The organism is Kitasatospora acidiphila (genome assembly GCF_006636205.1).
Classification (GTDB): domain Bacteria; phylum Actinomycetota; class Actinomycetes; order Streptomycetales; family Streptomycetaceae; genus Kitasatospora; species Kitasatospora acidiphila.
The window spans coordinates 3,342,215-3,367,832 of record NZ_VIGB01000003.1 but is presented as its reverse complement, the minus strand read 5'-3'; the positions used below and the strand labels follow the sequence as shown (position 1 = coordinate 3,367,832).

The following is a 25,618-nucleotide window of genomic DNA, read 5'->3' as shown; positions in this document are numbered from 1 at the left end:
AATGACCACCACTGTTGAGCCGACCACGGCGACGGGCCGCGTCGCGCGGGTCATCGGCCCGGTCGTCGACGTGGAGTTCCCCGTCGACGCGATTCCGGACATGTTCAACGCCCTGCACGTCGAGGTCGACGACCCGGCGGGCGGCGGCAAGAAGACCCTGACCCTGGAGGTCGCCCAGCACCTGGGCGACGGCCTGGTCAAGGCCATCTCGATGCAGCCCACCGACGGCCTGGTCCGTGGCGCCACGGTCACCGACACCGGTGCGGCGATCTCGGTGCCGGTCGGCGACATCACCAAGGGCAAGGTCTTCAACGCCCTGGGCGACGTGCTGAACACCGACCCGGTGGAGTTCAACGCCCAGGTCACCGAGCGCTGGCCGATCCACCGCAAGGCGCCGAACTTCTCGGAGCTCGAGTCCAAGACCGAGATGTTCGAGACCGGCATCAAGGTCATCGACCTGCTCACCCCGTACGTCCGCGGTGGCAAGATCGGCCTGTTCGGTGGTGCCGGTGTCGGCAAGACCGTTCTGATCCAGGAGATGATCTACCGCGTCGCCGCCAACTTCGGTGGTGTCTCGGTCTTCGCCGGCGTCGGGGAGCGTACCCGTGAGGGCAACGACCTGATCCAGGAGATGATCGACTCCAACGTCCTGGACAAGACCGCGCTGGTCTTCGGCCAGATGGACGAGCCGCCGGGCACCCGTCTGCGGGTCGCGCTGTCCGCGCTCACCATGGCGGAGTACTTCCGCGACGTGATGAGCCAGGACGTGCTGCTCTTCATCGACAACATCTTCCGGTTCACCCAGGCCGGTTCCGAGGTGTCGACCCTGCTCGGCCGCATGCCCTCCGCGGTGGGCTACCAGCCGAACCTGGCCGACGAGATGGGCCTCCTGCAGGAGCGCATCACCTCGACCCGCGGTCACTCGATCACCTCGATGCAGGCGATCTACGTCCCCGCGGACGACCTGACCGACCCGGCCCCGGCCACCACCTTCGCCCACCTGGACGCGACCACCGTTCTGTCGCGCCCGATCTCGGAGAAGGGCATCTACCCGGCCGTCGACCCGCTGGACTCGACGTCCCGCATCCTGGACCCGCGCTACATCGCGCAGGACCACTACGACACGGCCATGCGCGTCAAGGGGATCCTGCAGAAGTACAAGGACCTCCAAGACATCATCGCGATCCTCGGTATGGACGAGCTGTCCGAGGAAGACAAGATCACGGTGCAGCGGGCCCGCCGCATCGAGCGCTTCCTCTCGCAGAACACCTACGTGGCGAAGCAGTTCACCGGTGTCGAGGGTTCGACGGTGCCGCTGTCGGAGACCATCGAGGCCTTCAACCGCATCGCGGACGGCAAGTACGACGCCGTTCCGGAGCAGGCCTTCTTCATGTGCGGTGGCATCGAGGACCTCGAGAAGAACGCTGCCGAGCTGGCCAAGAAGTAAGCACCGGCTGATGGCCAAGTGACCATGAGGGGTGGTCCCCGCGAGTCGGGGACCACCCCTCATGGCACAACGGCTGTGATTCCGGTCATCTGTGCGCCGTGCGTTTCATGCCAGCGGCGCGAGCCCGTTATTCTTACCGAAACTCCCGAGTAATCGGGCGTTGCAAGAGCCTAGGAGCCCACGTTGGCTGAGCTGCACGTCGAGCTGGTCGCAGCCGACCGCAAGGTCTGGTCCGGTGCGGCCACCCTGGTTGTCGCCCGCACGGCCTCCGGTGACACCGGCATCATGCCGAACCACACCCCGGTGCTGAGCGTGCTGGAGTCCGGTCCGGTCACCATCCGCACGACCGACGGCGGCACCGTCGTCGCCGCCGTGCACGGTGGCTTCATCTCGTTCGCCGACAACAAGCTGTCGCTGCTCGCCGAGGTCGCGGAGCTGGCGGACGAGATCGACGTCAACCGCGCCGAGCGCGCGCTGGAGACTGCCAAGTCCGACAGCGACGCGCACGCCGCGCGCCGCGCCGAGGTCCGCCTCGTCGCCGCAGGCCGCCGCAAGGCAGCCTGACACTGAGCTTGACCGACGGTCCCGGGGACGCGCCAGCGTGACCCCGGGACCGTCGTATCGGTTGGAGAGTTCAACCCGGTGGCCCGACGGGAGCTGCCGGGACGGGGAGATGCGGGGCCGCTGCACACGGCCGCCGGCGTCAGCGAGCAAGCGAGGAGGTCGGTGGGCATGGTCCTCGCCCTTGTGGTGTGCGCGGCGGTGATTGCTCTCGGGGTGGTCGGCCTGTTGGGGTTCGCGGTACGACGCCGGCTGATCCAGCGGGTCGGCGGCACGTTCGACTGCAGCTACCGGCTCAAAATGCCCGCGGACGCCTCCACGCTCCCGGACCTCGACGAGAACGGACAGCCCACCTCCGCCCCGGTCCCCGCGACCGACGGCAAGGGGTGGGTTTTCGGTATCGGGCGGTACAGCGGCGACCACATCGAGTGGTTCCGGGTCTTCTCCTACGCCCCCCGCCCGCGCCGGGTGCTGCCGCGCCGCGAGATCGAGGTGCTCGGCCGCCGCTACCCCGAGGGTCAGGAGGAACTCGCCCTGCTCTCCGGCTCAGTGGTGCTGCGCTGCCTGCACAACGGCTCGCCGCTGGAGCTCGCCATGAGCGAGGACGCCCTGACCGGCTTCCTGGCCTGGCTGGAGGCGGCCCCGCCGGGACAGCGGGTCAATGTCGCGTAGCGACGAGACTCGCAGGGATGGGGGTCCCCCCGGCCGAAGGCTGGGGGAGGGTCAATGTCGCGTAGCGACGAGACTCGCAGGGATGGGGGTCCCCCCGGCCGAAGGCTGGGGGAGGGTCAACGTCGCGTGAGAGGTGGTCGCTCGTTCGAGCGGCCACCTTTTGGTTTGGCGGCAGCTGGGCGGGGCTGTTGTGCATGCTTGGCCTGCCCGCCCAGACTGTACGGAGGAGGTGTGTGCTCGATGACCGCTATGGCCACGGAACTAGATCTTGAGCCGGGACTGAGTGAGGCGTTGTGGCAAGCCTGGCTCACGCTGGAACTCCCCGAGGGCTTTCGTGCCGAGATCATCGAGGGGTTCATCGACGTGTCGCCTACCGGACGGCGGAGCCATGCTCGGATCGCCAACCGCCTTCGTGATGCGCTTGTCCGTTTCCTGGAGGGAACCGGGTTCGCCTCCTTCCAGGACCTCAATGTGCTTCACGGTCACCAGGTCTACATCCCGGATCTGGTTATCGGACCGGAGGACCTGGAGGATATTCCAGATCCCGATGGTTGGGGTGTCGACGCGACCCGGGTGTCCCTGGTCGCCGAGGTTGTGTCACCAGGGCATGACGGGCGGACGCGTGATCTCATCCGGAAGCGTCGCTGCTATGCACGAGCTGGTGTTCCGGTCTACGTGATCATCGACGACTACGACGGCCTCGGGCATGTCAGCGTCCTCACCGATCCCGACCCGCAGACGAGCGCCTACTTGGCCGAAGTCCGCATGCCCTACGGCACCCCCGTCACCATCCCCGAAGGCCCCGCCAAGGGGTTCGTGATCGACACCGCCGTCACCGGTGAGCCGCGCGGCGCTGAGTAGTCTTCAGCCCATGGTCAATCTGACGCGCATTTACACCCGTACCGGCGATGACGGCAGCACCGCACTCGGCGACATGAGCCGCACCAGTAAGACCGACCCGCGGCTGATCGCCTACGCCGACGCCAACGAGGCCAACGCCGCGCTCGGGGTGGCGATCGCGGTCGGCGGGCTGGCCGAGGACCTGGTGACCGTGCTGACCCGGATCCAGAACGACCTGTTCGACGTCGGCGCGGACTTGGCGACGCCCGTGGTGCCGGATCCCAAGTACCCGCCGCTGCGGGTCGAGCAGGGCTACGTCGACTGGCTGGAGGGCCAGTGCGACGCCTACCTGGAGCAGTTGGAGAAGCTGCGCAGCTTCATCCTGCCGGGCGGCACCCCGGGGGCCGCCTACCTGCACCTGGCCTGCACCGTGGTGCGGCGGGCCGAGCGGGCCACCTGGGCGGCGATCGAGGAGCACGGCGACACCGTCAACCCGCTCACCGCGAAGTACCTGAACCGGCTCTCCGACCTGCTGTTCATCCTGGCCCGGGTGGCCAACAAGGAGCGCGGCGACGTGCTCTGGGTGCCGGGCGAGAACCGCTGATCGGCCCGACGCAGATCACACCCGGGAGTCGTTTCATCACCCGCGCCGGACCACTACAGTCCCAGCCGTGAGCGGCGCGGCTCCCGGGGACGAACCTCGTGGCGGGCCCGCCCGTACGGGACTTCGGGAGAACCAGCCATGAGCAGTGTTTCCACGCAGGGGCAGCAGATCGCGGTCATCGGTGCCGGCCTGATGGGTGCCGGCATCGCCCAGGTGTCGGCGCAGGCCGGCCACCCGGTGGTGCTGCGGGACGTCACCGAGCAGGCCCTGCGGCGCGGGCTGGACGGCATCGAGGCCTCCTACGCGAAGTTCGTGGCGAAGGGCCGGATGACCGAGGAGGAGGCCGCCGCCGCGCTGGGCCGGATCACCACCACGACCGACCTGGGCGGGGTCGCCGAGGCCGACATCGTGATCGAGGCGGTGTTCGAGCAGCTGGAGGTCAAGGAGGGCGTCTTCCGCGAGCTGGACAAGATCGCCAAGGATGGCGCGGTGCTGGGCAGCAACACCTCGGCGATCCCGATCACCCGGATCGCGGCGGTCACCGAGCGCCCGGAGGCCGTGGTCGGCGTGCACTTCTTCTCGCCGGTCCCGCTGATGCGGCTGGTCGAGCTGGTGCGCGGCTACAAGACCAGCGACGCCACGCTGGCCGCCGCGCGGGCCTTCGCCGAGGGGGTGGGCAAGGACGTGGTCGTGGTCAACCGGGACGTGGCCGGCTTCATCACCACCCGGCTGATCACCGCCCTGGTGGTGGAGGCGGCCAAGCTCTACGAGTCGGGCGTGGCCAGCGCCGAGGACATCGACACCGCCTGCCGGCTGGGCTTCGGCCACCCGATGGGGCCGCTGCAGACCGCCGACCTGACCGGCGTCGACATCCTGCTGCACGCGGCCCGCAACATCTACGCCGAGACCCAGGACGAGAAGTTCGCCGCCCCGGAGCTGATGGCCCGGATGGTCACCGCCGGCGATCTGGGCCGCAAGTCCGGCAAGGGCTTCTACGACTACCAGAGCTGACCGAGCCTCACCCTGGCCGCCGGCGCGGGCCCACCCCGGGTGAGCTTGCTCACCTGGGGTGCCTCGGACGGGTGATTTGCACCGCAAAGCAGCATGAGTGCCGGGCTGCTCTGCGTATATTCCCTCGGACGAGTGAAGTTGCTTCAGAACGGGCGGGGAGCAGCAACCCGGGCCGCTGGTCCGACGTCAGATGGTTGAGACGGTGGGGGTCCCGTGCCGAGCTCAGTGCCGAACTCACTGCCGAACCCACTGCCTAAGGAGGACAGCGTGCGCATCGTGGAGTACCCGGGAACCGGCGGCCAGGCTGTCCTGGCGCTGGACGGCAGCCTGGACGTGCGCAGTGCGGCCGACGCCCGGGCCCGGCTGCACCAGGCGGTCGACCACGGCGCCGGCGACCTGGTGCTCGACCTGGCCGCCCTGCGCTCCTGGGACGCCACCGGCCTCGGCGTGATCATGGGCACCCACCGCCGGGCCGGGCGGCTCGGCCGCCGGCTGGTGCTGCGCGCGGTGCCGCAGCAGTTGCAGCGGCTGCTGGTGGCCACCCGGCTGCACCGGATCCTGGCCGTCGAGGGCGGCTCGCCGGATTCGCTGAGCGCCGCGCTGCCCGGCTTGGCCGGTGTGCCGGGCGCCGGGCCGCTGCCGCCGGTGATCACCTCACCGTGACCGCGCGGGGGCGCTGAGTCCCCGCCGGGGCCCCGGCGGGGACCGAACCTGCGTGGTGTCGCCCAAGTGTGCGAGAGTCTGCGGTCGACAGGACTGTTGATCCCCGCGGGCCGGCTGTGGCGGCGCCGCCCTACGGGGGCGACGGTTGGTCGCCCGTCGGACGCAACCGGGTGTCCGTACGGTTCGGTCCCTCACAGCGGCCGGCGGCCCGCGGCCGCCCGGCGGAGCACAGGCGGAGCGCAATCGTGGCACAGCCATCCGATGGCATCGGACAGGAGAACCTGCGCGTGCGGTCGGGCGACCTGGTCGCCGGGCGGTACCTGGTGACCGTGGCGGGACCGGACGGATCAGAGGTCCAGCCGTGCCCGCCGCACCGCCACCCGGAGCCGCGCCGCCGCCCGGTCGGCGGTGCCGGCTCCGGGGCGGGCGCCGCCGCCGGGCCCGGCCCCATGCCGGCCGTCGGCCCGGTCGCGCTCGGCGCGGCCCCGGGCGATCTGCCGCTGCTGGACCGCGAGGGACAGGTCGCCCAGCTGGTCGGGATGCTCTCCGAGGGCCGCTCGATCCGGCTGCTCGGCGACCCGGGCTCGGGCCGCAGCGCGCTGCTCGCGGCCGTCGCCGAGGCGGCCGCCGGCCTGGCCCCGGACGGCGTGGTGCAGCTGTCCGGCTACCGGCGCACCGCCGACGACCTGCTGCAGGACCTGTTCGCCGCCAGCTACCAGGCCGACGGCTACCGGCCTGACCGGGCCCGGCTGCTGGAGCTGCTGGCCGGGGTGGGCGCGGTCGTGGTGATCGACGAGGTGGGCCCGGACGGCGCCGAGCTGGAGGAGCTGCTGGCCGCCGCCCCCGAGTGCGCGTTCCTGCTCTCGGTGGCGCCCGGCTCCGGCGGCGCACTGCCGGTCGGATCCCGGCTGGAGGACCATCTGCTGGGCGGTCTGTCCCGGGAGGCCTGCCTGGCGCTGCTGGCCCGGCTGACCGGGCGGCCGCTGGACGAGGCCGAGCGGTCCTGGGCGGTGGACCTCTGGTTCGAGTCGCAGGGCCTGCCGCTGCGCTTCGTCCAGGCCGCCGCGCTGCTGCGCCGCCGGGACGCCGAGGTGGACGCCCGGTTGGCCGCCGCGGAGGACCGCAGCACGCTGTTCGGGCGCCCGGCCGAGCCCACCGGGCTCACCGATCCGGCGATCCGCGAGGCCGAGCTGCGTGCCACGGTGGCGCTGCCGTCGGTGGCCGAGGTCGCCGCGCCGGCCCAGCTGCTGGTGGAGGGGCTCAGCGACGAGGCGCTTTCGGTGCTCCGACTGGCGGTGGCGTTCGGCGGCGAGTGCCCGACCGCCCCGCACCTGCCGGCCCTGATCGACGTGGACCACGGCGAGAGCGCGCTGCGCGAGCTGACCGAGTGCGGCCTCGCAGAGTCGCTCGGCGGCCACCACCGGCTCACCGCCGGCGTGCTGACCGCGCTGGCGCCGCGCTGGGGCACCGATGCGCAGAGCACCGAGGGCGCGGCCGAGCACTTCACCTGGTGGGTCGGCCATGCCTCGGTGAGCGGTGCCCAGATCGCGGCGGAGGCCGAGGTGCTGCTCGGCGCGCTGCGCGCGGAGCGAGCGGCCGGCCGTCCGGCCGCCGTGCTTGGCCTGGCCCGGTCGGCCGCGCCCGCGCTGGCCCTGGCGCTGCGCTGGGGCGCCTGGCGGCAGGTGCTGGAGCTGGGCGCGGAGCAGGCCAGGGAACTCGGCAGCGCCCGGGACGAGGCCTGGTTCCGGCATGAGCTCGGGGTGCTGTGGCTCTGCCAGGATCAGCAGGAGCAGGCCAGGACGGCGCTGGAGGCGGCCGGGCGGCTGCGCTCGGGGCCGGGGACTCGCGCGGGATGCTGGCCTCGCGGCGGCTGCTGACGATGATTCAGCGGCTGGAGTTGACGCCGGCGGCTTCCGAGGCGCAGACCCAGGCGATCCGACGGCCCGTCATCCGGGCGCTGGCGGAGCGCTCCTGGCAGTCGGCCTCGCAGTCGGCGTCGGTGCTGCGCGGCTGGTCGAGGCGGAACGTGCTGGTGGCCGCGGGCGGGCTGGTGGTGCTCGCGGTGGTGGGTACCACGGTGGGGGTGCTGGGCGCCGGGTCGTCGCCTGCTCCGGCTCCGGCCGGGGCGACGGTCGGCGGCGACAACGGGGTGTCGGGGAACACGCTGACCGGCACCGGCACGGCGGTCACCGCCGGCGGTGCGACGGCGAGTGCGACGGCCTCCGGCAGCGCCTCGGCCTCGGCCTCGGCGAGCACGACGGCCACGGCGGGTGGTCCGGCCTCGGCGACTGCCACCGCCGGCCGGTCGCACTCGGCCGTACCGAGCACCCAGCAGACCACGGGCGGCGGCGCCACGGCACCGGGCACCCCCGACCAGCCGGCCCCGCCGGTGGCCGCGCCGACCACCCCGAGCGCGCCGGTGCCGTCGGATCCCGGCCCTGCGTCGCCGAGCCACTCGATCTCGCCGCCCCCGACGCCCTCGCAGGACCCGACGACCCGAGCGCCCCGGCGAGCAGCGCCGTCCCGCCGACCACGCCGCCCCCGGTCTCGGGGAGCCCGACGCTCAAGCCCGCGGCCGCAGGCTGAGCACCGCGGTCCGCGCCCTGCCCAGCCGCTCCGCGGCGGGGTCGGGCGAGGACCGGCCGAGACGACCCCAGCGCCCCGGCCGTCAGGCCGGGGCGCTGGGGGAGGGTGTCGGCACCGCCCCCGAACGGGCGGACTACCGGTTCAGAACAGCTTGAGCTTGTCGTCGTCGATGCCGCGCAGCGCGTCGTAGTCGAGGACGACGCAGCCGATGCCGCGGTCGGTGGCCAGTACCCGGGCCTGCGGCTTGATCTCCTGGGCCGCGAAGATGCCCTTGACCGGTGCCAGCAGCGGGTCGCGGTTGAGCAGTTCCAGGTAGCGGGTGAGCTGCTCGACGCCGTCGATCTCGCCGCGGCGCTTGATCTCCACGGCGACGGTGCCGCCCTCGGCGTCCCGGCAGAGGATGTCGACCGGCCCGATCGCCGTCGGGTACTCGCGGCGCACCAGCGACCAGCCGGCGCCGAGCACCTCCATCCGGTCGGCGAGGAGCTCCTGCAGGTGCGCCTCGACGCCGTCCTTGATCAGTCCCGGGTCCACGCCGAGCTCGTGCGAGGAGTCGTGCATGACCTCCTCCAGGGTGATGATCAGCTTCTCCCCGGCCTTGTTCTCCACCGTCCACATCCCGTCGGCCTCCTTGAGGGAGCACGGCGGTGACATCCAGTTGAGCGGCTTGTAGGCACGGTCGTCGGCATGGATGCTCACGCTTCCGTCGGCCTTGACCAGGATCAGGCGGGTGGCGGAGGGCAGGTGGGCGGAGAGCCGGCCGGCGTAGTCGACCGAGCAGCGGGCGATGACAAGACGCATGGCGGTAAGCCTAGGCGCTTCAGCGGGCGCCCCTGACCCGCTCACCGGAAGTGACGTAGCGACGACCGTCCGTACGTCAAGCCGTCGGACTGTCGTTCGACTGCGGACATGATGCGCGGCCCTTGTTCGCGTCCGCGCTTGAACGTCCGGTCGGCCCGCTCGGCCTCGCAGAGCCATTTGAAGCGACTCCGTCCGAAGGGTGTACCAGGCGCTAGAGGGGGGCGAACCATGGGAACCCAGCAGTCCGTACCGCCCGAAGTCTGGCGTCTGCGCGCACGGACCGCTACGTTGGGTGACGCCTCGGGGCGCCCGCGTAGCCAACGGGGATGGAGTGGAGATGAGCCCGAGGATCGATTCCGGCCATTGTGCCCAAGATCATGACGTTTTCGGCGGCAATCGTGGCATTCGCCAGATCCGCCGGGCTCGGACTGCCACTCTTGTTTGAGCCGCGTCCGCCCAGTCATGGGTGTGGTCAGCACATTTGTACCAATCGCACCAAAAGCACCATCTGCTTCAAGGCACCACCGCCCGCGCGGGGAGCGCGGGCGGACCGCGAGAGGAGAACCCATGTCGCTCGACGTCTCACCGGCTCTTCTGGAGAAGGCCGAGCGAGGCGAGGTCGACGAGCGGGAGTTCGTCGACTGCGTCCGTACGTCCCTGCCCTATGCCTGGGACCTGATCAGCTCGCTCGTCGCCCAGATGGAGGTCGACGGCACCGGCTTCGCGGACAACCAGGTCCCCCGCCCAGTGAGCAGGCGCGCGGCCAGCTGCTGCGCGCCATGGCGAGCGATGCCATCCGTGGCGCGCTGCAGCGTCACTTCGGGGTCAAGCTGGCCTTCCAGAACTGTCACCGGGTGGCCGTCTTCGGCCCCACGTCCGATGCCGAGGAGCGCCGCCTGCGGTTCACCTCGGTCCGGGCCCAGCTGCTGAACCAGTCGCCGCTGCTGCGGGACTGCTGAGTCCGGCCCGCGCGGGAGGGGGGTGGCGCCGGTCGGAACAGGCGGACCGACCCGGCCTCAGCTGAGCTGCGGCAGTACCTCGGCGCCGAGCCGGGCGATGTTGTGCAGGGTGCCGTCCTGCTCCCCGGAGCCCTCGGCGAGCAGCGCGAACCGGCGGATCCCGGTCCGCTCGGCGGTGGCCAGCAGCCGGTCGGCGCACTGCCGGGGCGTGCCGACCGCGTGCAGGTCGCAGAGCAGCTCGGTGTACGCGTACGGGTCGCGCATCCGGCGCTCCCGCCCGTCCACCGTGCGGTGCGCGCCCAGCCCGTACTCGAACCAGCCGGGCATCGAGCGCAGCAGAACGGCCCGCGCGGCGGGGGAGCGGTCGTCGATCTGGGCGACCCCGGCGGCCACGTGCTCGCGCTCGACCCGTGCCAGGTGCTCCTCGCCGCGCCCGGCGGCCCGCCAGGCCGCGCGGTAGGCGGTCAGCATCGCCCGCTTGTCCTCGTCGCCGGAGTGCATGCCGAGCAGCATCGGCAGGCCGCGCTCGGCGGCCAGCCGGACGCTGGCGGGCGAGGTGCAGGCCACGATCACCGGCGGGCCGACCGGCCCGCCCTCGGCCCCGGCAGCGGACCCGGTCTCGGTCCGCTGCCGGGGGAACCGCAGCGGCATCTCGCCGGGCAGGCCCAGCCAGTCGGTCAGCTCGGCACCGCGCGGCGGCCGGGCCGGCTCGGCCGCCCGGGGCACCACCGACACCTCGGGAAAGCTGAACTGCGGCCCGTCGGCCCTCAGCCGGGAGCCGCGCAGGAACCCGAGCAGCAGGTCGAGCCGCTCGGCGAAGCCCTCCTCGTAGGCGGCCACCCCGGTGCCGAAGACGGCCAGGTCGATCCACGGGCCGCCGCGCCCGACGCCGAGCGTGAACCGGCCGCCGGCGGTGAGGTGCAGCAGCGCGGCCTGCTCGCCCAGGGTCACCGGGTGGGTGGTGGAGAGCACGCTGACCGCGGTGCCCAGCTGGAGCCGGCGGGTCCGGCCGAGCAGCAGGGCGGCCAGGGTGGCGGCGTTCGGGCAGACCCCGTACGGCACGAAGTGGTGCTCGGCGAGCCAGGCAGCGTCCAGCCCGGCCCGCTCGGCGGCCACCGCGGCGGCCACCGTGCGGTCCAGCGCCTGGGTGTGGCTCTGGCCGGGGAACTGCGCGGAGAGCAGGAAGACCCCCACCCGCAGGGTGTCCTGCGCCGCCGGGTGGCTGCCGCCGCGCTCGGGGGCGGGTGCCGGCGGCGGCTCGACGGCGGGGCGCTGGCCCCGGACGGCGAGGTCGGCCGGCGCGCGGTCCGCCGCGGGGATGTCGGCGCGGATCTGGGTCACGGGATTGCCCTCCTCGGGTGCGCGCAGGCAGTGCGCCCCGCTCTTCCTGTCGTGAGTAACCCATGTCATGTGCCATTGGCACCCGGATCCTCCGATTTCCCCGGAGAACGAGTGGATTACCCCGAATTCCCCATGCCGCGGGTGACTTCCGTGATAGGTGTGCCGGGGCGCCGTACGGCCACCTGGGGTGCGGGTCCGGTCGCACTCGGTGGGCCCGTACCCTGGATGCACTGCCCGCGCCCCCCGAACGGCCCCTGAGAGGTGAACCGGTGTCTCCCCGTCGCAATCGGACCGGCGACTCCGCCGACCGCAGCAGCGCGACCCCTGCGCCGATGGGGAGTTCGCTGCGCCGGGTGGAGAGTTACCGGGGCGAGGACTGGGTCGTGCAGACGGTGGCCGGGTCGCCCGGCCGCTACTACCGCTGCCCGGGCTGCGACCAGGAGATCCCGCCCGGCGTGGGCCATGTGGTGGCCTGGCCGGACCACGGGGCCGGAGTGGAGGACCGGCGGCACTGGCACCGGGCGTGCTGGGGCGCGCGGGAGCGGCGCACCACGGCCGTCCAGCGCGGGCGTGGCGCCCCGCGCTACTGACGCAGCGCCGGCCCGTCAGGCGTCCCGGGACTTGAGCACCGCGGCCCCGCCGAGCATCGCGGCCAGCGTCCAGGCGCCGCAGAGGAAGAAGCCGGCCAGCCAGCCGTAGGGCGCGCCGGGTTCCTGGAAGACCATCAGCATCTGCCGCCCGGCGTAGTCGGGGAAGTAGTGCGCCACCGTCTTCACCTTGGGCACCGCCGACAGGATCGGCGAGAGCAGGAAGAAGAACGGCACCAGCACGCCCAGCGCCAGCGTCTGGTTGTGCAGCATCGCGGTGACGCCCGCCGAGAAGAGGCAGAGCAGGGTCAGGTAGACCGCCGCCCCGAAGACCGCGCGCAGCACGTGCGGCGCGCCCAGCGTGGTGTGGTGCACGCCCAGCAGCGCCTGGCCCAGGAAGAACGTGACGAACGCGGTCACCAGCGAGACCACCAGCGACAGCGCGCCGATCACCACCAGCTTGCCGGTCAGCAGCGTGCCGCGCTGCGGCACGGCGGCCAGGGAGACCCGGATCATCCCGCTGCTGTACTCGTTGCCGATCGCCAGCACGCCGAAGACGATCATCGCGATCTCGCCGAGCACGATCCCGGAGAAGCTGGTCGCGGTGGCGTCGAACGGGGTGGTGGCGCCCTTGCGGAAGTCGGCGAAGTTGTTCTTGGTGAGCAGTGAGAGCAGCGCGCCGAGCGCCGCCGTGACCAGGAAGGAGAGCAGCAGGGTCCAGACCGTGGAGCGGACCGTGCGGATCTTGGTCCACTCGGAGCTCAGGATCGCGGGGAAGGAGGCCATCGCCATGGTTCAGTTCGAGCCTTTCCGGGTTCGCTGCCAGTCGGCGCCCCAGCTGCCGGGCGCGCCCGCCGCGTCGTGCTCCTCGCCCTGCCCAGCGGCTGCTTCGGGTCCCGCGTGGTACTCCACGGCGTCCGCGGTCATCCGCATGAACGCCTCCTCCAACGAGGCGCGCTGCAGGCTCAGTTCGTGCAGGGTGATGCCGTGGGCGGCGGCCAGCTCGCCGAGCCTTGCCGGGTCGCCGCCGGTCACCTCGAAGCTGCCCTCCGGGCCCGACTGGACCGGGATCGATTCGGCGGCCAGCGCGTCCAGCAGCTGCTCCGGGTGCGGGGTGCGCAACCGCACCGCGGAGTGCGAGTTCTGCGCGATGAAGTCGGCCATCGGCAGGTCGGCGAGCAGCCGGCCCTTGCCGATCACCACCAGGTGCTCCGCGGTGAGCGCCATCTCGCTCATCAGGTGGGAGGAGACGAAGACGGTGCGGCCCTCGGCGGCCAACTGCTTCATCAGGGTGCGGATCCACAGGATGCCCTCGGGGTCGAGCCCGTTGACCGGCTCGTCGAACATCAGGATCTCCGGGTCGCCGAGCAGCGCGGAGGCGATGCCGAGCCGCTGGCGCATGCCGAGGGAGAAGCCCCGGGCCTTCTTGTCGGCCACCTCGGTCAGGCCGACCAGGGCGAGCACCTCGTCCACCCGGCGCACCGGGATCCGGTTGCTCTGGGCCAGCCAGAGCAGGTGGTTGCGGGCGGTCCGGCCGGGGTGCGACGCGGAGGCCTCCAGCAGCGCGCCGATGTACTTGAGCGGCTCCTTGAGCACGCCGTAGCCCTTGGCGTCGATGGTGACCGAGCCGCTGCTGGGCCGGTCCAGGTCGAGGATCAGCCGCATGGTGGTGGACTTGCCGGCGCCGTTCGGTCCGAGGAAGCCGGTGACCACGCCCTTGGGCACCTGGAAGCTGAGCGACTCGACCGCCAGCTTGTCACCGTAACGTTTCGTCAGATCGTGCAGCTCGATCATGCGCTCTCCCTCATTTGTGATCACACTATGACAAGCCGGACACGGTGGCCCGTGGGATCACGTGTGTCGCGGAGCCGGGCCCCCTACGGTGGCTGCATGACGATCCCCAGCGCCCCGACCGTCCACGAGAACGGCTCCGGCATCCCGCTCGTCCTACTGCACGCCTTTCCGCTGTCGGCCCGGATGTTCGCCGCCCAGCTGGAGCGGCTGCCCGGACCGGCCGGCGACCAGGCCCGGGTGATCACCCCGGACCAGCGCGGCTTCGGCATCGCCGAACTCGGCTCAGCGGAGCCCTCGTTGGACGAGATCGCGGACGACGTGGCCCGGCTGCTGGACGCCCTGGAGATCGACCGGGCGGTGGTCGGCGGCCTCTCGATGGGCGGCTACGTCACGATGGCCTTCGCCCGCCGCCACCCGGACCGGCTGCGCGGACTGCTGCTGGCGGACACCAAGGCCACCCTGGACACCGAGCAGGCCCGGGCCAACCGGGAGCGGATCGCGGCGGTGGTACTGGCCCGCAACAGCGTGCAGCTGCTGCTGGACGAGAAGGCCGCGGAGGGGCAGCTCGGACCGGCCCCGATGCCCGAACTGGTCGCCCAGGTCCGCTCGATGATCGCCAAGGCCGCGCCGGCCGCGGTCGCCTGGGCGCAGCGCGCGATGGCCAACCGGTCCGAGTCACTGGAGGTGCTGGCCGGGCTGAGGGTGCCGGCCGCGGTGGTGGTCGGCGAGGAGGACACCCTCAGCCCGGTCGCCGAGGCCCAGTTGATGGCCGAGGTGATCCCGGACGCCGAACTGACCGTGATCCCCTCGGTCGGGCACCTGAGCTCCCTGGAGGCCCCGGAGACCTTCAACGCGGCGGTGCGCGACCTGCTGCGCCGGGTCAAGCCGAACTGACGTCAGAACCCGCGGCAGGACGCGAAAAACCGTCGGCCCCGACCCGGGAGCGGGTCGGGGCCGACGGGCGGCTGAGCCGGGGTCAGCGGGACTGCTGGGCCGGCACGCCGAGCGAGTCCTCGGCCGGCACGGTGGCCGCGGCGACGGCGGCACCGGTCAGCGTGGCCAGCATCTCGCGGACGTTGGTCAGCTGGGCGTTGATCGAGTCGCGGCGGTTGGTCAGCGCGGCGAGCTCACGCTCGGATTCGCTGCGGATCCGGTCCGCCTTGGCGTTGGCGTCGGCCACGATGTCCTCGGCCTGGCGCTGCGCGGTCTCCACCGTCTGGCGGGCCCGGCGCTCGGCGTCGGTGCGCAGCTTCTCGGCCTCCAGGCGCAGCTGCTCGGCGCGGTGCTCGATCTCGGCGAGGCGCTTCTCGGCCTTCGCCTGACGGGCCGCCAGGTCGCGCTCCGACTGCTCGCGGCGCTTGGCCAGGTTGGTCTCGAACTCCAGCGCGGCCTGGGCGGCCTTGGTGCGGGTCTCCTCGAAGAGGGCGTCCGCCTCCTCGCGCTTGTTCTGCGCGTCCTTGTTGGCCTCGGCGCGCAGCTGGGCGCTGTCGCTCTTGGCCTTCTCGACGATCCGGACGCCCTCGTCCTCGGCCTTGGCCTTGCGGTCCTTGGCGTAGTTCTCGGCCTCGGTACGGACCTGCTGGGCGGCCGCCTCGGCCAGCTCACGGTGCTGCTCGGCGGCGCGGTGCGCCTCCTCGCGCAGGTCCTTGGCCTCCTCCTCGGCCAGACGCAGGATCTTCTCGACCCGGGCACCGAGACCGGCGTACGACGGCTCGGCGTCGGCCACCGCAGCCTGGGCGGACTGGGTCTCGAGGTGAAGCTCCTCGATGCGCTTCTCCAGGGCGCTGATCCGGGCCAACGCGCTGTCACGATCGGCCACCAGCTTGGTGATCCGCTCGTCGACCTGCGCGCGCTCGTACCCACGGCGCACCAGGTCGAAGCCGTGAGGGGAGTGACTGTCGCTCATGGGACTGGGCTTCCTGTCGTCAAACCAATGAGGTGGTTGAGGGAATCCTGACACGTTACCGGAGTGTCGTAGGCAAAAAGCCTATGGTTGACGGACAATGTCCGCTCAATCGGGTGGTGTCCTCTCGGACCTACTGCCACCCGATCGGGGGGCGCCCACTCCTGCGCCCGCCTTCGATCCCCCGTTGGCTCCAGAACCCTTGCGGCCGGTCGGCTTCTCCGGCGCTGCCGCCTCCCGCGTCGCCGCCTGCTGGACCGGCGACGGCGCTTCGAAGGCCTCCAGTGCGGACAGCACGTCCTGCACCCGCGAGATCTCGGTGTTGATGTCCTTGCGGCGCCGGACCAGCTCCTCCAGCTCCCGCCGACCCTCGTCGGTCATCCGCTTCGCCTCGGTCCGGGCCGACTCCTGCACCCGGTCGGCCTCCTCCTCGGCCAGCCGCAGCTGCTCGGCGGCGGCCTCCTCGGCGGCCCGCAGCCGCTTGGCGGCCTCCTCGGCGGCAGCCTCCAACTGCTCCTCGGCCTCGTTCTGGGCGGCGCTGAGCTTCTGCTCGGCCTCACCGGTCAGCTGCTCCGCCTTGGTGGTGGACGCGGAGAGCTTCTGCTCCGCCTCCTTCAGCAGGCCCTCGGCCTTGCGGACAGCCGCTATCCGCACCTTGGAGGCCTCCGCGGACGCCTCCGAGGTGAGCTCGGCGGCCCGCTCCTCGGCGGCCGCGACCAGGGCGGCGGCCCGCTCCTCGGCCTCGGCGACGGCGGCCACCGCCTGCTCCTCGGCCTCGGTGAGCTGCTCCTGAGCCGCCGTCACCAGCGCGTCCACCCGCTCCCCGGCGGACTTCATGGCCTGCGCGTTCTCCTTGCGGGAGCGCTCGTGCAGCGCCTCGATCTCGGCCTCGGTGCGCTCGCGCAGCTCCTCGGCCCGCTCCCGGATCGCGGTGGCGTCCCGGCGGGCCTCGGAGAGCAGCGCGTCGGCGTCGGAACGGGCCCGCTCCACCTCCGCCTGGCCGGCGGCCTCGCCGGCCGCGACCAGCCGCTCGGCCTCCTGGCGGGCGGCCGCCACCATGGCGTCCGCCTGCTCCTCGGCCGCGGCGGTGGTGGCCAGCGCGGTGGTCTGGGCCTCCTCGCCGAGCGACTCGGCGTCCGCGAAGGCCTTCTCCAGCACCGTGGTGGCCTGGGCGCGGGTGGCCGAGTCGTACTGCTCGGCCTGGTCCCGGACGGTGCGGTCATAGGCGTCCGCGTTGGCCCGGGTCGTGGTGTCGTACTCCTCGGCCAGGGCGCGCGTGGCGGCGGCGAACTCGTCCGCCTCGGCGCGCAGCCGGGCCGCGTACTGCTCGGCGTCGGCCAGCAGGGCGGCGGACCGCTCCTCGGCCTGGGCGACCGTGCGGTGGGCCAGCTCCTCGGCCTCGGCCACGGTCTGCCGGGCCTGGGCGTCGGACTCGGCGTGCTGCCGCTCGGCGTACTGCTCGGCATCCGCACGCAGCGCCGCGTCGAAGTCGCGGGCCTCGGCGGTGATCCGGGCGGCGGCCGCCTCGGCCTCGGCGTTGGACCGCTCCTGGAACGCCAGCGCCTCGGCCCGCGCCGCGTCGGACTCGGCCCGCAGCTGCTCGCTGTAGGCGTCCGCCTCGGCGGCGATCCGGGCCGCCTCCTGCTCGGCCGCATGGCGCTCGGCGGCGGTCTCGGCGGCGGTGCGCTCGCGCAGCTCGGTCGTCTCGCGCTCGGCGGTGCCGCGCAGCTCGGTGACCTCGGCGGTGGTCCGCTCACGCAGCTCGGCGGCGTCCCGCTCGGCCTGCGCGGTCTGCTCGGCGACCTGCTGGGCGGCCCGCTCGTGCAGCCCGGCCACCGAGTGGCGGACCGCGGCGGCCTCCTCCTCGGCGGCGGCGACCAGTTCGGCGGCCCGCGCGGTGGCGGTGGCAGTGGCCTCGGCGGCCTCCAGCAGCGCCTGCTCCAGCGCCTCGGCGGCCTCGGTGCGCAGCGCGACGGCCTCCTCGGCGGCCTGCGCCCGTTCCTGATCGGCGGCGGCCGCGGCCTGCTCCAGCTGGTCGGCGGCCTGCAGCCGCAGCGCCTCGGCGGCGCTCTGCGCGTCGGCGGCGATCCGGGCCGCCTCCTGCTCGGCAGCGGCCCGCTCGGCAGCCGTCTCGGCCCCGGTGCGCTCGCGCAGCTCGGCGGTCTCCCGGTCGGCCGCGGCCCGCAGCTCGGCCAGCTCGGCGGTGGTGTGCGCGGTCAGCTCGGCGGCCGCCGCCTGCGCCTGCTCGTGGGTCTCGCGGGCCGCGGTGTCGGCCTGCTCCCGGGTCTGCCGGGCCGCCGTCTCGGCCTCCTGGCGGGCCGTCTCGGCGGCCGCCTGGGCGTCCTCGCGCAGCTGCGCGGCGGCGGTCTCGGCCTCCTGGCGGGCCGTCCGGGCCGCCTCCAGCTCCTGCTGGGCGGTCGCCTCGGCCTGCTCGCGCAGCTGCTGAGCGGCCGTCAGCTGGACCGTCGTCTCCTCCCGGTCCCGGGCGACGGTGGCGGCGATCTCCTCGGCGTCCCGCTGGGCCTGGGCGCGGGCCGCGGCAGCCGCTGCCTCGGCCTCGGCCAGCAGCCGCTCCGCCTCGGTGCGGGCCTGTGCCTCGCGCTCCTCGGCGGCCTGCTGGGCGGCGGCCTGCACGGCGGTGGCGGCGGCCTCGGCCTCGGTCCGCACCCGCTGGTCGTACTCGGCGGTGGTCCGGCGCAGCTCGGCGGTCTCCCGCTCGGCGGCGGCACGGTTCTCGGCGGCCGCGGCCTTGGCGGCCGCCAGCGCGTCCTTGCCCTGCTGGGTGGCGGTGGTGGTGAGCTTCTCGGCCTCGGCGCGGGCCCGGTCCAGCATCTGCTCGGCCCGGGCCTGCTTCTGCCCCACCTGCTCGGTGGCCTCGGCGCGCATCCGGACCACCTCGGCGGCGGCGCCCTCGCGCAGCTCGTCCGAGTCGGCCTTGGCCTTGGTGAGCAGCTCCTCCGCGGTCTTGGCGGACTCCTCGATCTGCGCCACGGCCTGCCGGCGGGCGTCGCCGCGGGTCTTGTCGGCCTCGGCGGCGGCCTGGGCGCGCAGCTCCTCGGCCTCGGCCCGCAGCCGGGCCGCCTCGTCCTGCATCCGCTCCATCCGGGCGCGGATGTCGGCGGCGTCGTCCAGCGCGGCGTTCTGCGCCTGCGCCACGGCCTCCTGCGCCTGCTCGCGCAGCAGCTCGGCCTCGGCGGCGGCCCGGGTCCGGATCCGCTCGGCCTCGGCGGCGGCGGCCGCCCGGGTGGCCTCGGCGTCCTGGGTGGCCCGGGCCAGCGCCTCCTCGGCGCTCTTGGCGGCCTTGGCCAGGTGCATGGTGGCGTCCTTGGCGCCCTCGGCCCGGCCCTGCTCGCGGGCGTCGTCGCGGATCGCCTCGGCGGCGGCCTCGGCCTGCGCGCGCACCTCGGTGGCCTCGGCCAGCGCGGCGGACCGCAGTTCGGCGATGGCCGCCTCGGCCTCGGAGCGCAGCTGCTGGGCGACCGTCTCGGCGGCGGCGCGCAGCCGGGCGTTCTCGTCGTCGGCGGCGGCCTTGGCAGCGTCCGCCTCGGCCTGCGCGGTCTGCGCCCGGGCCAGCTGCTCGGCGGCCTCGGCACGGATCCGGTCGGCCTCCTCGGTGGCCTTGGCGACCATCCGGGCCACCTCGGCCTTGGCCGTCTGGGAGCGCTGCTCGCTGGCCGCCTCGCCGTCGGCGACCCGCCGGGTGGCGGCGGCCTCGGCGTCGGCCTGCAGCTGCTCGGCGGCGCGGGCGGCCTGTTCGCGCAGCTCGGCGGACTCCAGGCGGGCCCGCTCGGCCTCGGCCCGGGCGTGCTCGCGCAGCCGCTCGATCTCGGCGGCGGCCTGGGCGGCGGCCGCCTCGGCCAGCTCCCGGTCGCGGATCGCGGCCTGCTTGAGCTCGGTGATCTGGGCCTGGGCCTCGGCCAGCCCGCGCTCGGCGGCGGCCTGCGCGCCGGCCAGCTGCTGCTGGGCCTCGCTGGCGGCGGCGGAGCGCTGCTCGGCGGCCTCGGCGCTGGCGCCGGCGAGCAGCCGCTCGGCGTCGCTCTGGGCGCGCTTGAGGGCTGCCTGGGCGGCGGCCTGGGCCTCGCCGCGGGCGGCGTCCAGGTCGGCGGCGGTCTGGGCGCGGGCCTGGTCGGCCAGCGCGGCGGCCTCGGCGCGGGCGCCGGCCATCAGCCGTTCGGCCTCGGCCCGGGCCTCCTTGAGCAGCCGCTGGGCCTCCTGCTCGGTGCCGGCCCTGGTCTGCTCGGCCCAGTTGACGTTCTCGTTGACGTGCTGCTCGGCGGCCCGGCGCAGGTCGGCCAGCTCCTCCTCGAGCTGGCGGCGGCGGGCGGTGAGCTCGGCCTCCAGCCGGGCGGTGCGCTCGGCGGTCTCGGCCATGATCCGCTGGGTGGCCGCCTGGGACTCGCGCAGCTGCCGCTCGGCCTGCTCGCGCAGCTGCTGGGCCTGCATCTCGGCAGTGCGCAGCATCTGCTCGGCCTGACCGGAGACGGCGTCGAAGGCCCGCGGCTGGGCGAGCTGCCGACGGCATTCGTGCAGCTTGGCCCGGAGCACCTCCACCTGGTAGGCGAGGTCCTCGGCATGCTCGACCGTCTTGTCCCGCTCCTTGCGAAGCCGCTCCATCTCGGCCTCGAACTGGGAGAGGTGATCCTCAACCTCGTAGCGGTCGTTGCCCCGCACTGCGCGGTCCCATCCATCTCCTGGTCGCGTCTTCGACCGGTACGGTCCCCCGTACCCCGAAGGGCTGTCGGCCCCGCCCGGGGGCCGGCCGTGCCGGTCCTTGCATCCGCGACCAGTCCGGACGGTCACGGTCGGAGCCGAACGGCCGCCAGAGCGCGGGGCACCGCACTCCGCCGACCGGGTGGACTCCTGGGCGAACTCTTGCCTGTGGAGAATGGTGACAGATCCGACGAGCGACTGTTCAGCCGTGCCCTGGTAATGGACTCCCCTGCGACCCTGGGCAGTGTAGTGGGCCGATGCGGCGTTGTAACCGCCGAGGGTGGCCGCTAGCCAGGTTACCGGCGGGTCGGGCGGCTCAGTGCTGCTCGGGGTGCTCGGCGGAGGTGACCAGCTCGGTCAGCACCCCGCCGCAGTCCTTGGGGTGCAGGAAGGTGATCCGCGAGCCCATCGAACCGATCCGCGGCTGGTCGTAGAGCACCCGGACGCCCTTCGAACGGATGTCGGCCGCGTCGCCGTCGACGTCGGCCGTGCCGAAGGCGATGTGGTGGACGCCCTCGCCGTTCTTCGCCAGCCACTTGGCGACCGTGGAGTCCTCGCGGGTCGGCTCCAGCAGCTGGAGGTAGGAGGCGCCGCCGTCGCCGGTGTCGTTGATCTTGAGCATGGCCTCGCGGACCCCCTGCTCCTCGTTGACCTCGGAGTGGAACACCTCGAAGCCGTACGTGGCACGGTAGAACTCGACCGTCTTGTCGAGGTCGAAGCAGGCGATGCCGATGTGGTCGATGCGGGTCAGCACTCGGGGCCCCCTTGGGGAGAAGCGGTCGCGGCCAGTGCTGCGCAGTGTCCCACCTCGGCGGGCGGCGGTCGCGTGCGAGCCTGATCACACCGCGGCTCCGGTGACGCCCGAGTTACGGGTCAGTACATTGAGCAGCATCCCTCTCCCCGGGCTCGTCGCCGTGCTCACGCACCGGTCCGACGGACTCGCTGGCCAAGACGTGCGAAGGGGCTCGTGCCATGCCTACTGCTTCCGCAACTACGTCCGTGATCGTCGCGGGCGCTCGCACTCCGATGGGCCGCCTGCTCGGCTCGCTCAAGAACTTCTCCGGTGCCCAGCTCGGCGGCCTCGCGATCAAGGCCGCGCTGGAGCGCGCCGGGGTGGCGGGCGACCAGGTGCAGTACGTGATCATGGGTCAGGTGCTGCAGGCCGGCACCGGCCAGATCCCGGCCCGCCAGGCCGCGGTCGCCGCCGGGATCCCGATGTCGGTGCCGGCGCTGACCATCAACAAGGTCTGCCTCTCCGGGCTGGACGCCATCGCGCTGGCCGACCAGCTGATCCGGGCCGGCGAGTTCGACATCGTGGTGGCCGGCGGTCAGGAGTCCATGACCAACGCCCCGCACCTGCTGCCGAAGTCCCGCGAGGGCTTCAAGTACGGCGCGGTCGAGATGCTCGACGCGATGGCCTACGACGGCCTGACCGACCCGTGGGCGAACATCCCGATGGGCGAGTCCACCGAGAAGCACAACACCCGCCTGGGCATCCCGCGCGAGCCGCAGGACGAGATCGCCGCCCGCTCGCACCAGCGGGCCGCCGCCGCCCAGAAGAACGGCGTCTTCGAGGCCGAGATCGTGCCGGTGGAGATCCCGCAGCGCAAGGGCGACCCGGTGCTGTTCAGCCAGGACGAGGGCATCCGCGCCGACACCACGGCCGAGAGCCTGGCCAAGCTGCGTCCGGCCTTCACCAAGGACGGAACCATCACCGCCGGCACCTCCTCGCAGATCTCCGACGGCGCCGCCGCGGTGGTCGTGATGAGCAAGGCCAAGGCCGAGGAGCTGGGCCTGAGCTGGATCGCCGAGATCGGCGCGCACGGCAACGTGGCCGGCCCGGACACCTCGCTGCAGTCCCAGCCGTCCAACGCGATCAAGCACGCGGTGGCCAAGGAGGGCATCGCGGTCGAGGACCTGGACCTGATCGAGATCAACGAGGCGTTCGCCGCGGTCGCCTACCAGTCCGTCAAGGACCTGGGCGTCAGCCACGACATCGTCAACGTCAACGGCGGCGCGATCGCCCTCGGCCACCCGATCGGCATGTCCGGCGCCCGCGTGGTGCTGCACCTGGCGCTGGAGCTGGGCCGGCGCGGCGGCGGCATCGGCGCGGCCGCGCTGTGCGGTGGCGGCGGCCAGGGCGACGCCCTGATCATCCGGGTGCCGAAGGCCTGAACCCCAGCGAGGCCGCAAACCCCATCCAGGAGAGAAGTTCGATGATCGATGTGCCCACCCTGGTCGAGCAGGCCCGCGCGGGACGCCCGCGTGCGGTGGCCCGGCTGATCTCGCTGGTCGAGAACGCGGCCCCGCAGCTGCGCGAGGCGATGGCCGCGCTGGCGCCGTACACCGGTCAGGCCTACACGGTCGGCCTGACCGGCTCGCCCGGGGTGGGCAAGTCGACCTCCACCTCCGCGCTGGTCTCCGCCTACCGGCGGCTCGGCAAGCGGGTCGGGGTGCTGGCGGTCGACCCGTCCTCGCCGTTCTCCGGCGGCGCGCTGCTCGGCGACCGGGTGCGGATGCAGGACCACGCCACCGACCCGGACGTGTTCATCCGCTCCATGGCCACCCGCGGCCACCTGGGCGGGCTCTCCTGGGCCGCGCCGCAGGCGCTGCGGGTGCTGGACGCGGCCGGCTGCGAGGTGATCCTGGTGGAGACCGTCGGGGTCGGCCAGTCCGAGGTGGAGGTGGCCGCCCAGGCGGACACCACCGTGGTGCTGATGGCGCCCGGCATGGGCGACGGGATCCAGGCCGCCAAGGCGGGCATCCTGGAGATCGGCGACGTCTTCGTGGTCAACAAGGCCGACCGGGACGGCGCGGACGCCACCGCGCGGGAGCTGAGCCACATGCTCGGCCTGGGCGAGGCCCGGCAGCCGGGAGACTGGCGCCCGCCGATCGTCAAGACCGTGGCGGCCCGGGGCGAGGGCGTGGACGAGGTCGTCGAGGCACTGGAGAAGCACCGCGCCTGGCTGGAGGAGGGCGGCGAGCTGGCGGCCCGCCGGCGCCGCCGGGCCGCCCAGGAGATCGAGGCGATCGCGCTGGCCCAGCTGCGGGCCCGGATCGGCGACCTGCACGGCGACCGCCACCTGGACTCGCTGGCCGACCAGGTGGCCGGCGGCCGGCTGGACCCGTACGGCGCGGCCGACCGCCTGGTGGCGGGCCTCACCGACCGCTGAGCACCGGAAAACGCTGATGGGCCCTCGGTTGAGGGCCCATCAGCGTTTTCCGGTACTCAGGTCAGGGCTTGCCGCGCAGGCCGCGCAGATGCTCGGCGATCGGGGCCAGCGCCTGGTACATGGCGTCCAGCTGGTCGTCCTCCAGCCGGTCGATGAAGTGCGCCCGGACGCTGCGCACATGGTCGGGCGCGGCCTTGCGCAGGGTCTGCCAGCCCTGGTCGGTGAGGTGCGCGTACAGGCCCCGGCGGTCGCCCGGGCACTCCTGGCGGAGCACCAGGCCGGCGTTCTCCATCCGGGTGATCTGGTGGCTGAGCCGGCTCTTGGACTGCAGGGTGGCGGCGGCCAGGTCGGTCATCCGCATCCGCCGGTCCGGGGACTCGGAGAGCACCACGAGGATCTCGTAGTCGTTGATCGCCAGGTCGTACTGCGCCAGTTCGCGGCCCAGCTGGTACTCCAGCAGCTTGCTGACCTCCAGATGGGCACGCCAGAAGCGCTGTTCACGGGCGGTCAGCCAGGGGGCGTCGTCCTCCGTGGCAGCGGCCGGCAGCTCCGTCGGCTCGTCAGCGTGCGTATCCATACCGACAGCATACCCAGAATTGTTCAATCTTCTACAATCTCGCCCATGCCTAGGCGGCCGCCGGCGCCGGGGCGGCCATGGTCCGCACCTCGAGGAGCGAGGCCGAGTGGCGCTCCGCCTCGAAGGCCGCGAAGCCGCCGCGCAGGCCGAACAGCCGCTTGGACAGCAGGATCCACAGGACGGCGGCGATGTTCACGATGGTGGTCGCGATCTTGACTGCCGAGACGTGGTGGCTCAGCTCGTACCCCTCGGGAATCAGGAACACGCCGGTGGCCACCACGGCCAGGTACTCCGCCCAGCGCTTGTTCAGCCACAGCCCGACGCCCTCGACGCCCTCGATCAGCGAGTAGACCGCCACCCCGAGGGCCACGAACGCCAGGGTCTTCGGCTTGTAGTCGAAGGACTTGCGGATGGTGTCCACCACCGAGGCGTGCTCCAGGTCCCAGTGGAAGTGGTCCGCCACCGGCCCCAGCGTCGTCAGGTCGTGCTCGAAGAGCTGGCGCACCGCGTCCTGGCTGTTGGAGAACTTCCAGACGGCCCAGGCGATCAGCAGGCCGAGCACTGCGCGGAGCACCCGCTCCGCCGCCAGGAAGCGCAGCACGAAGAGCTCGCGCAGCGCCTTGCCGCGCGGCACCAGCGGGGCGTTGGACGCCGGCCCGCCGCCGTGCGGCGCGCCCAGCGAGAAGTCGCCGCAGCGCAGGCAGCGCCAGGCGTCGCCCATGGCGGTTGCGGCGTGCAGCCGGGAGCGCAGGTCGGGCTCGGTCGGTGCGTAGGTGATGTGGCCGCGCTTGGCGCAGGTGCGGCGGTTCCAGTCGCGTTTGAACATGTGGTGCTTTCCCCCGTCGGGCCTTGATGGCTGCCGTGCGCCAGCAGGATAGCGATGCCCTCCGACGCCCGGCCACGGGTGTGACCAGCGCTACCCGGCCCCGCCCCCCGTTCGCCCGAACGAGCGACACATAATGGGCGGCGGCTTGTGCTCCCCTTCACAAGCTCCCCCGTTCGCACCCCGCCCCCGTGAGGTACTCCCTGCCATGCAGAACAGCGCCGCGCACCGCCTGCGTCTCGTCTCCGCCCCGAAGGGCTGTCCTTCATACTCCTGCTGATCGGGGTGGTGCTGAAGGCGAACACCAGCTTCAACCCGGTCCCGGTGCTCGGCTGGGTCCACGGGATGCTGTTCATCGCCTACGTGGCCTTCCTCTACCTGGCCTGGCAGAAGCAGCGCTGGGACCTCAAGAAGGTGGCGCTGCTGTTCGTCCTCTCGGTGCTCCCGACCGGCGGTTTCTTCGCGGAGCGGATGCTCGCCAAGGAGGAGAAGGGTCAGTTCTCGGCCGAGGCCGCATAGCCGGTCCTGGCAGGTGGGCGGTCCACCATGCGGGCGCGGGCCGGAGG

At 72.9% G+C, this 25,618-nt stretch carries 23 protein-coding genes and 1 pseudogene; 14 read left to right on the top strand and 10 right to left on the bottom strand.

Annotated features, from left to right (window positions below):
- Position 1 precedes the first annotated feature (1 nt).
- The 8 genes from atpD to E6W39_RS15765 all read left to right on the top strand — a co-directional run bounded on the left by atpD (position 2) and on the right by E6W39_RS15765 (position 7,675).
- Positions 2-1,447: a F0F1 ATP synthase subunit beta gene (gene atpD / locus E6W39_RS15800; RefSeq protein ID WP_141634072.1), complete on the top strand. Its 1,446-nt coding sequence runs from the start codon at positions 2-4 to the stop codon at positions 1,445-1,447.
- Between the two features lie 183 nt (positions 1,448-1,630).
- Positions 1,631-2,011, top strand: a complete 381-nt coding sequence (locus E6W39_RS15795) for a F0F1 ATP synthase subunit epsilon (protein ID WP_141634071.1) — start codon at positions 1,631-1,633, stop codon at positions 2,009-2,011.
- Between the two features lie 168 nt (positions 2,012-2,179).
- The gene (locus E6W39_RS15790) at positions 2,180-2,680 is read left to right on the top strand and encodes a DUF2550 domain-containing protein (protein WP_101382229.1); all 501 of its coding nucleotides are present in this window, start codon (positions 2,180-2,182) and stop codon (positions 2,678-2,680) included.
- Positions 2,681-2,920: 240 nt separating this feature from the next.
- Complete coding sequence (locus E6W39_RS15785; RefSeq protein WP_141634070.1) at positions 2,921-3,541, top strand: Uma2 family endonuclease; 621 nt, start codon at positions 2,921-2,923, stop codon at positions 3,539-3,541.
- A 10-nt stretch (positions 3,542-3,551) separates the two neighbouring features.
- Complete coding sequence (locus tag E6W39_RS15780) at positions 3,552-4,124, top strand: cob(I)yrinic acid a,c-diamide adenosyltransferase (protein ID WP_141634069.1); 573 nt, start codon at positions 3,552-3,554, stop codon at positions 4,122-4,124.
- Between the two features lie 138 nt (positions 4,125-4,262).
- Complete coding sequence (locus E6W39_RS15775; RefSeq protein WP_141634068.1) at positions 4,263-5,135, top strand: 3-hydroxyacyl-CoA dehydrogenase family protein; 873 nt, start codon at positions 4,263-4,265, stop codon at positions 5,133-5,135.
- Between the two features lie 276 nt (positions 5,136-5,411).
- Positions 5,412-5,798, top strand: coding sequence for an STAS domain-containing protein (locus tag E6W39_RS15770; RefSeq protein ID WP_141637764.1), 387 nt, complete (start codon positions 5,412-5,414; stop codon positions 5,796-5,798).
- Between the two features lie 245 nt (positions 5,799-6,043).
- Positions 6,044-7,675 (top strand): hypothetical protein, encoded by a 1,632-nt coding sequence (locus E6W39_RS15765; RefSeq protein ID WP_141634067.1) that lies wholly within the window; start codon positions 6,044-6,046, stop codon positions 7,673-7,675.
- A 7-nt stretch (positions 7,676-7,682) separates the two neighbouring features.
- Here E6W39_RS15765 and E6W39_RS15760 read toward each other — a convergent pair whose 3' ends face one another.
- A complete protein-coding gene (locus tag E6W39_RS15760) occupies positions 7,683-8,153 on the bottom strand; it encodes a hypothetical protein (protein WP_141634066.1) in 471 nt (156 codons plus the stop codon).
- Positions 8,154-8,525: 372 nt separating this feature from the next.
- Positions 8,526-9,185: an endonuclease NucS gene (gene nucS / locus E6W39_RS15755; protein ID WP_141634065.1), complete on the bottom strand. Its 660-nt coding sequence runs from the start codon at positions 9,183-9,185 to the stop codon at positions 8,526-8,528.
- Between the two features lie 462 nt (positions 9,186-9,647).
- Between nucS and E6W39_RS15750 the strand changes: the two are divergent.
- Positions 9,648-10,144 (top strand): annotated as a pseudogene (locus E6W39_RS15750) (SCO5389 family protein).
- A gap of 57 nt (positions 10,145-10,201) precedes the next feature.
- Here E6W39_RS15750 and E6W39_RS15745 read toward each other — a convergent pair.
- Positions 10,202-11,344 (bottom strand): LLM class flavin-dependent oxidoreductase, encoded by a 1,143-nt coding sequence (locus E6W39_RS15745; RefSeq protein WP_141637763.1) that lies wholly within the window; start codon positions 11,342-11,344, stop codon positions 10,202-10,204.
- 410 nt (positions 11,345-11,754) lie between these two features.
- Here E6W39_RS15745 and E6W39_RS15740 point away from each other — a divergent pair, with 410 nt between their 5' ends.
- The gene (locus E6W39_RS15740) at positions 11,755-12,075 is read left to right on the top strand and encodes an ATP/GTP-binding protein (protein WP_101382236.1); all 321 of its coding nucleotides are present in this window, start codon (positions 11,755-11,757) and stop codon (positions 12,073-12,075) included.
- A gap of 15 nt (positions 12,076-12,090) precedes the next feature.
- Here the strand turns inward: E6W39_RS15740 and E6W39_RS15735 are convergent, their stop codons facing one another.
- Both E6W39_RS15735 and E6W39_RS15730 read right to left on the bottom strand, forming a co-directional pair.
- Positions 12,091-12,858 carry an ABC transporter permease subunit gene (locus E6W39_RS15735; RefSeq protein WP_141637762.1) on the bottom strand — a complete coding sequence of 256 codons (768 nt, stop codon included), beginning with the start codon at positions 12,856-12,858 and terminating at the stop codon, positions 12,091-12,093.
- Positions 12,859-12,867: 9 nt separating this feature from the next.
- Positions 12,868-13,866, bottom strand: a complete 999-nt coding sequence (locus tag E6W39_RS15730) for an ABC transporter ATP-binding protein (protein WP_141634064.1) — start codon at positions 13,864-13,866, stop codon at positions 12,868-12,870.
- Between the two features lie 96 nt (positions 13,867-13,962).
- Here E6W39_RS15730 and E6W39_RS15725 point away from each other — a divergent pair, with 96 nt between their 5' ends.
- Positions 13,963-14,760: an alpha/beta fold hydrolase gene (locus E6W39_RS15725; RefSeq protein WP_141634063.1), complete on the top strand. Its 798-nt coding sequence runs from the start codon at positions 13,963-13,965 to the stop codon at positions 14,758-14,760.
- Between the two features lie 82 nt (positions 14,761-14,842).
- Here E6W39_RS15725 and E6W39_RS15720 read toward each other — a convergent pair whose 3' ends face one another.
- The 3 genes from E6W39_RS15720 to mce form a co-directional block, all read right to left on the bottom strand.
- Positions 14,843-15,772 (bottom strand): coiled-coil domain-containing protein, encoded by a 930-nt coding sequence (locus E6W39_RS15720; protein WP_141634062.1) that lies wholly within the window; start codon positions 15,770-15,772, stop codon positions 14,843-14,845.
- A 105-nt stretch (positions 15,773-15,877) separates the two neighbouring features.
- Entirely contained in the window at positions 15,878-20,440 is a 4,563-nt protein-coding gene (locus E6W39_RS15715) for a hypothetical protein (RefSeq protein ID WP_141634061.1), read from the bottom strand.
- Positions 20,441-20,795: 355 nt separating this feature from the next.
- On the bottom strand, positions 20,796-21,233 hold the full coding sequence (gene mce, locus E6W39_RS15710; RefSeq protein WP_101382239.1) for a methylmalonyl-CoA epimerase: 438 nt from the start codon (positions 21,231-21,233) through the stop codon (positions 20,796-20,798).
- Positions 21,234-21,451: 218 nt separating this feature from the next.
- On the opposite strand from mce, the gene E6W39_RS15705 reads away from it, so the two are divergent.
- Entirely contained in the window at positions 21,452-22,654 is a 1,203-nt protein-coding gene (locus tag E6W39_RS15705; protein ID WP_141634060.1) for an acetyl-CoA C-acetyltransferase, read from the top strand.
- A 41-nt stretch (positions 22,655-22,695) separates the two neighbouring features.
- Positions 22,696-23,652: a methylmalonyl Co-A mutase-associated GTPase MeaB gene (gene meaB / locus E6W39_RS15700; RefSeq protein WP_141634059.1), complete on the top strand. Its 957-nt coding sequence runs from the start codon at positions 22,696-22,698 to the stop codon at positions 23,650-23,652.
- 61 nt (positions 23,653-23,713) lie between these two features.
- On the opposite strand, the gene E6W39_RS15695 is transcribed toward meaB, so the two are convergent.
- Entirely contained in the window at positions 23,714-24,229 is a 516-nt protein-coding gene (locus E6W39_RS15695; RefSeq protein ID WP_141634058.1) for a MarR family winged helix-turn-helix transcriptional regulator, read from the bottom strand.
- A gap of 49 nt (positions 24,230-24,278) precedes the next feature.
- Complete coding sequence (locus E6W39_RS15690; protein WP_141634057.1) at positions 24,279-25,055, bottom strand: DUF2127 domain-containing protein; 777 nt, start codon at positions 25,053-25,055, stop codon at positions 24,279-24,281.
- Between the two features lie 282 nt (positions 25,056-25,337).
- Between E6W39_RS15690 and E6W39_RS15685 the strand changes: the two genes are divergently transcribed.
- Positions 25,338-25,571: a DUF3817 domain-containing protein gene (locus tag E6W39_RS15685; RefSeq protein ID WP_323809035.1), complete on the top strand. Its 234-nt coding sequence runs from the start codon at positions 25,338-25,340 to the stop codon at positions 25,569-25,571.
- Positions 25,572-25,618 lie beyond the last annotated feature (47 nt).

Coding starts and splice junctions, on each gene's coding strand:
- E6W39_RS15780 (WP_141634069.1), top strand. CDS start 3,552: ATGGTCAATCTGACGCGCATTTACACCCGTACCGGCGATGACGGCAGC.
- E6W39_RS15790 (WP_101382229.1), top strand. CDS start 2,180: ATGGTCCTCGCCCTTGTGGTGTGCGCGGCGGTGATTGCTCTCGGGGTG.
- E6W39_RS15720 (WP_141634062.1), bottom strand. CDS start 15,772: ATGAGCGACAGTCACTCCCCTCACGGCTTCGACCTGGTGCGCCGTGGG.
- E6W39_RS15695 (WP_141634058.1), bottom strand. CDS start 24,229: ATGGATACGCACGCTGACGAGCCGACGGAGCTGCCGGCCGCTGCCACG.
- E6W39_RS15775 (WP_141634068.1), top strand. CDS start 4,263: ATGAGCAGTGTTTCCACGCAGGGGCAGCAGATCGCGGTCATCGGTGCC.
- meaB (WP_141634059.1), top strand. CDS start 22,696: ATGATCGATGTGCCCACCCTGGTCGAGCAGGCCCGCGCGGGACGCCCG.
- E6W39_RS15705 (WP_141634060.1), top strand. CDS start 21,452: ATGCCTACTGCTTCCGCAACTACGTCCGTGATCGTCGCGGGCGCTCGC.
- E6W39_RS15730 (WP_141634064.1), bottom strand. CDS start 13,866: ATGATCGAGCTGCACGATCTGACGAAACGTTACGGTGACAAGCTGGCG.
- E6W39_RS15690 (WP_141634057.1), bottom strand. CDS start 25,055: ATGTTCAAACGCGACTGGAACCGCCGCACCTGCGCCAAGCGCGGCCAC.
- E6W39_RS15785 (WP_141634070.1), top strand. CDS start 2,921: ATGACCGCTATGGCCACGGAACTAGATCTTGAGCCGGGACTGAGTGAG.
- atpD (WP_141634072.1), top strand. CDS start 2: ATGACCACCACTGTTGAGCCGACCACGGCGACGGGCCGCGTCGCGCGG.
- E6W39_RS15735 (WP_141637762.1), bottom strand. CDS start 12,858: ATGGCCTCCTTCCCCGCGATCCTGAGCTCCGAGTGGACCAAGATCCGC.
- E6W39_RS15725 (WP_141634063.1), top strand. CDS start 13,963: ATGACGATCCCCAGCGCCCCGACCGTCCACGAGAACGGCTCCGGCATC.
- nucS (WP_141634065.1), bottom strand. CDS start 9,185: ATGCGTCTTGTCATCGCCCGCTGCTCGGTCGACTACGCCGGCCGGCTC.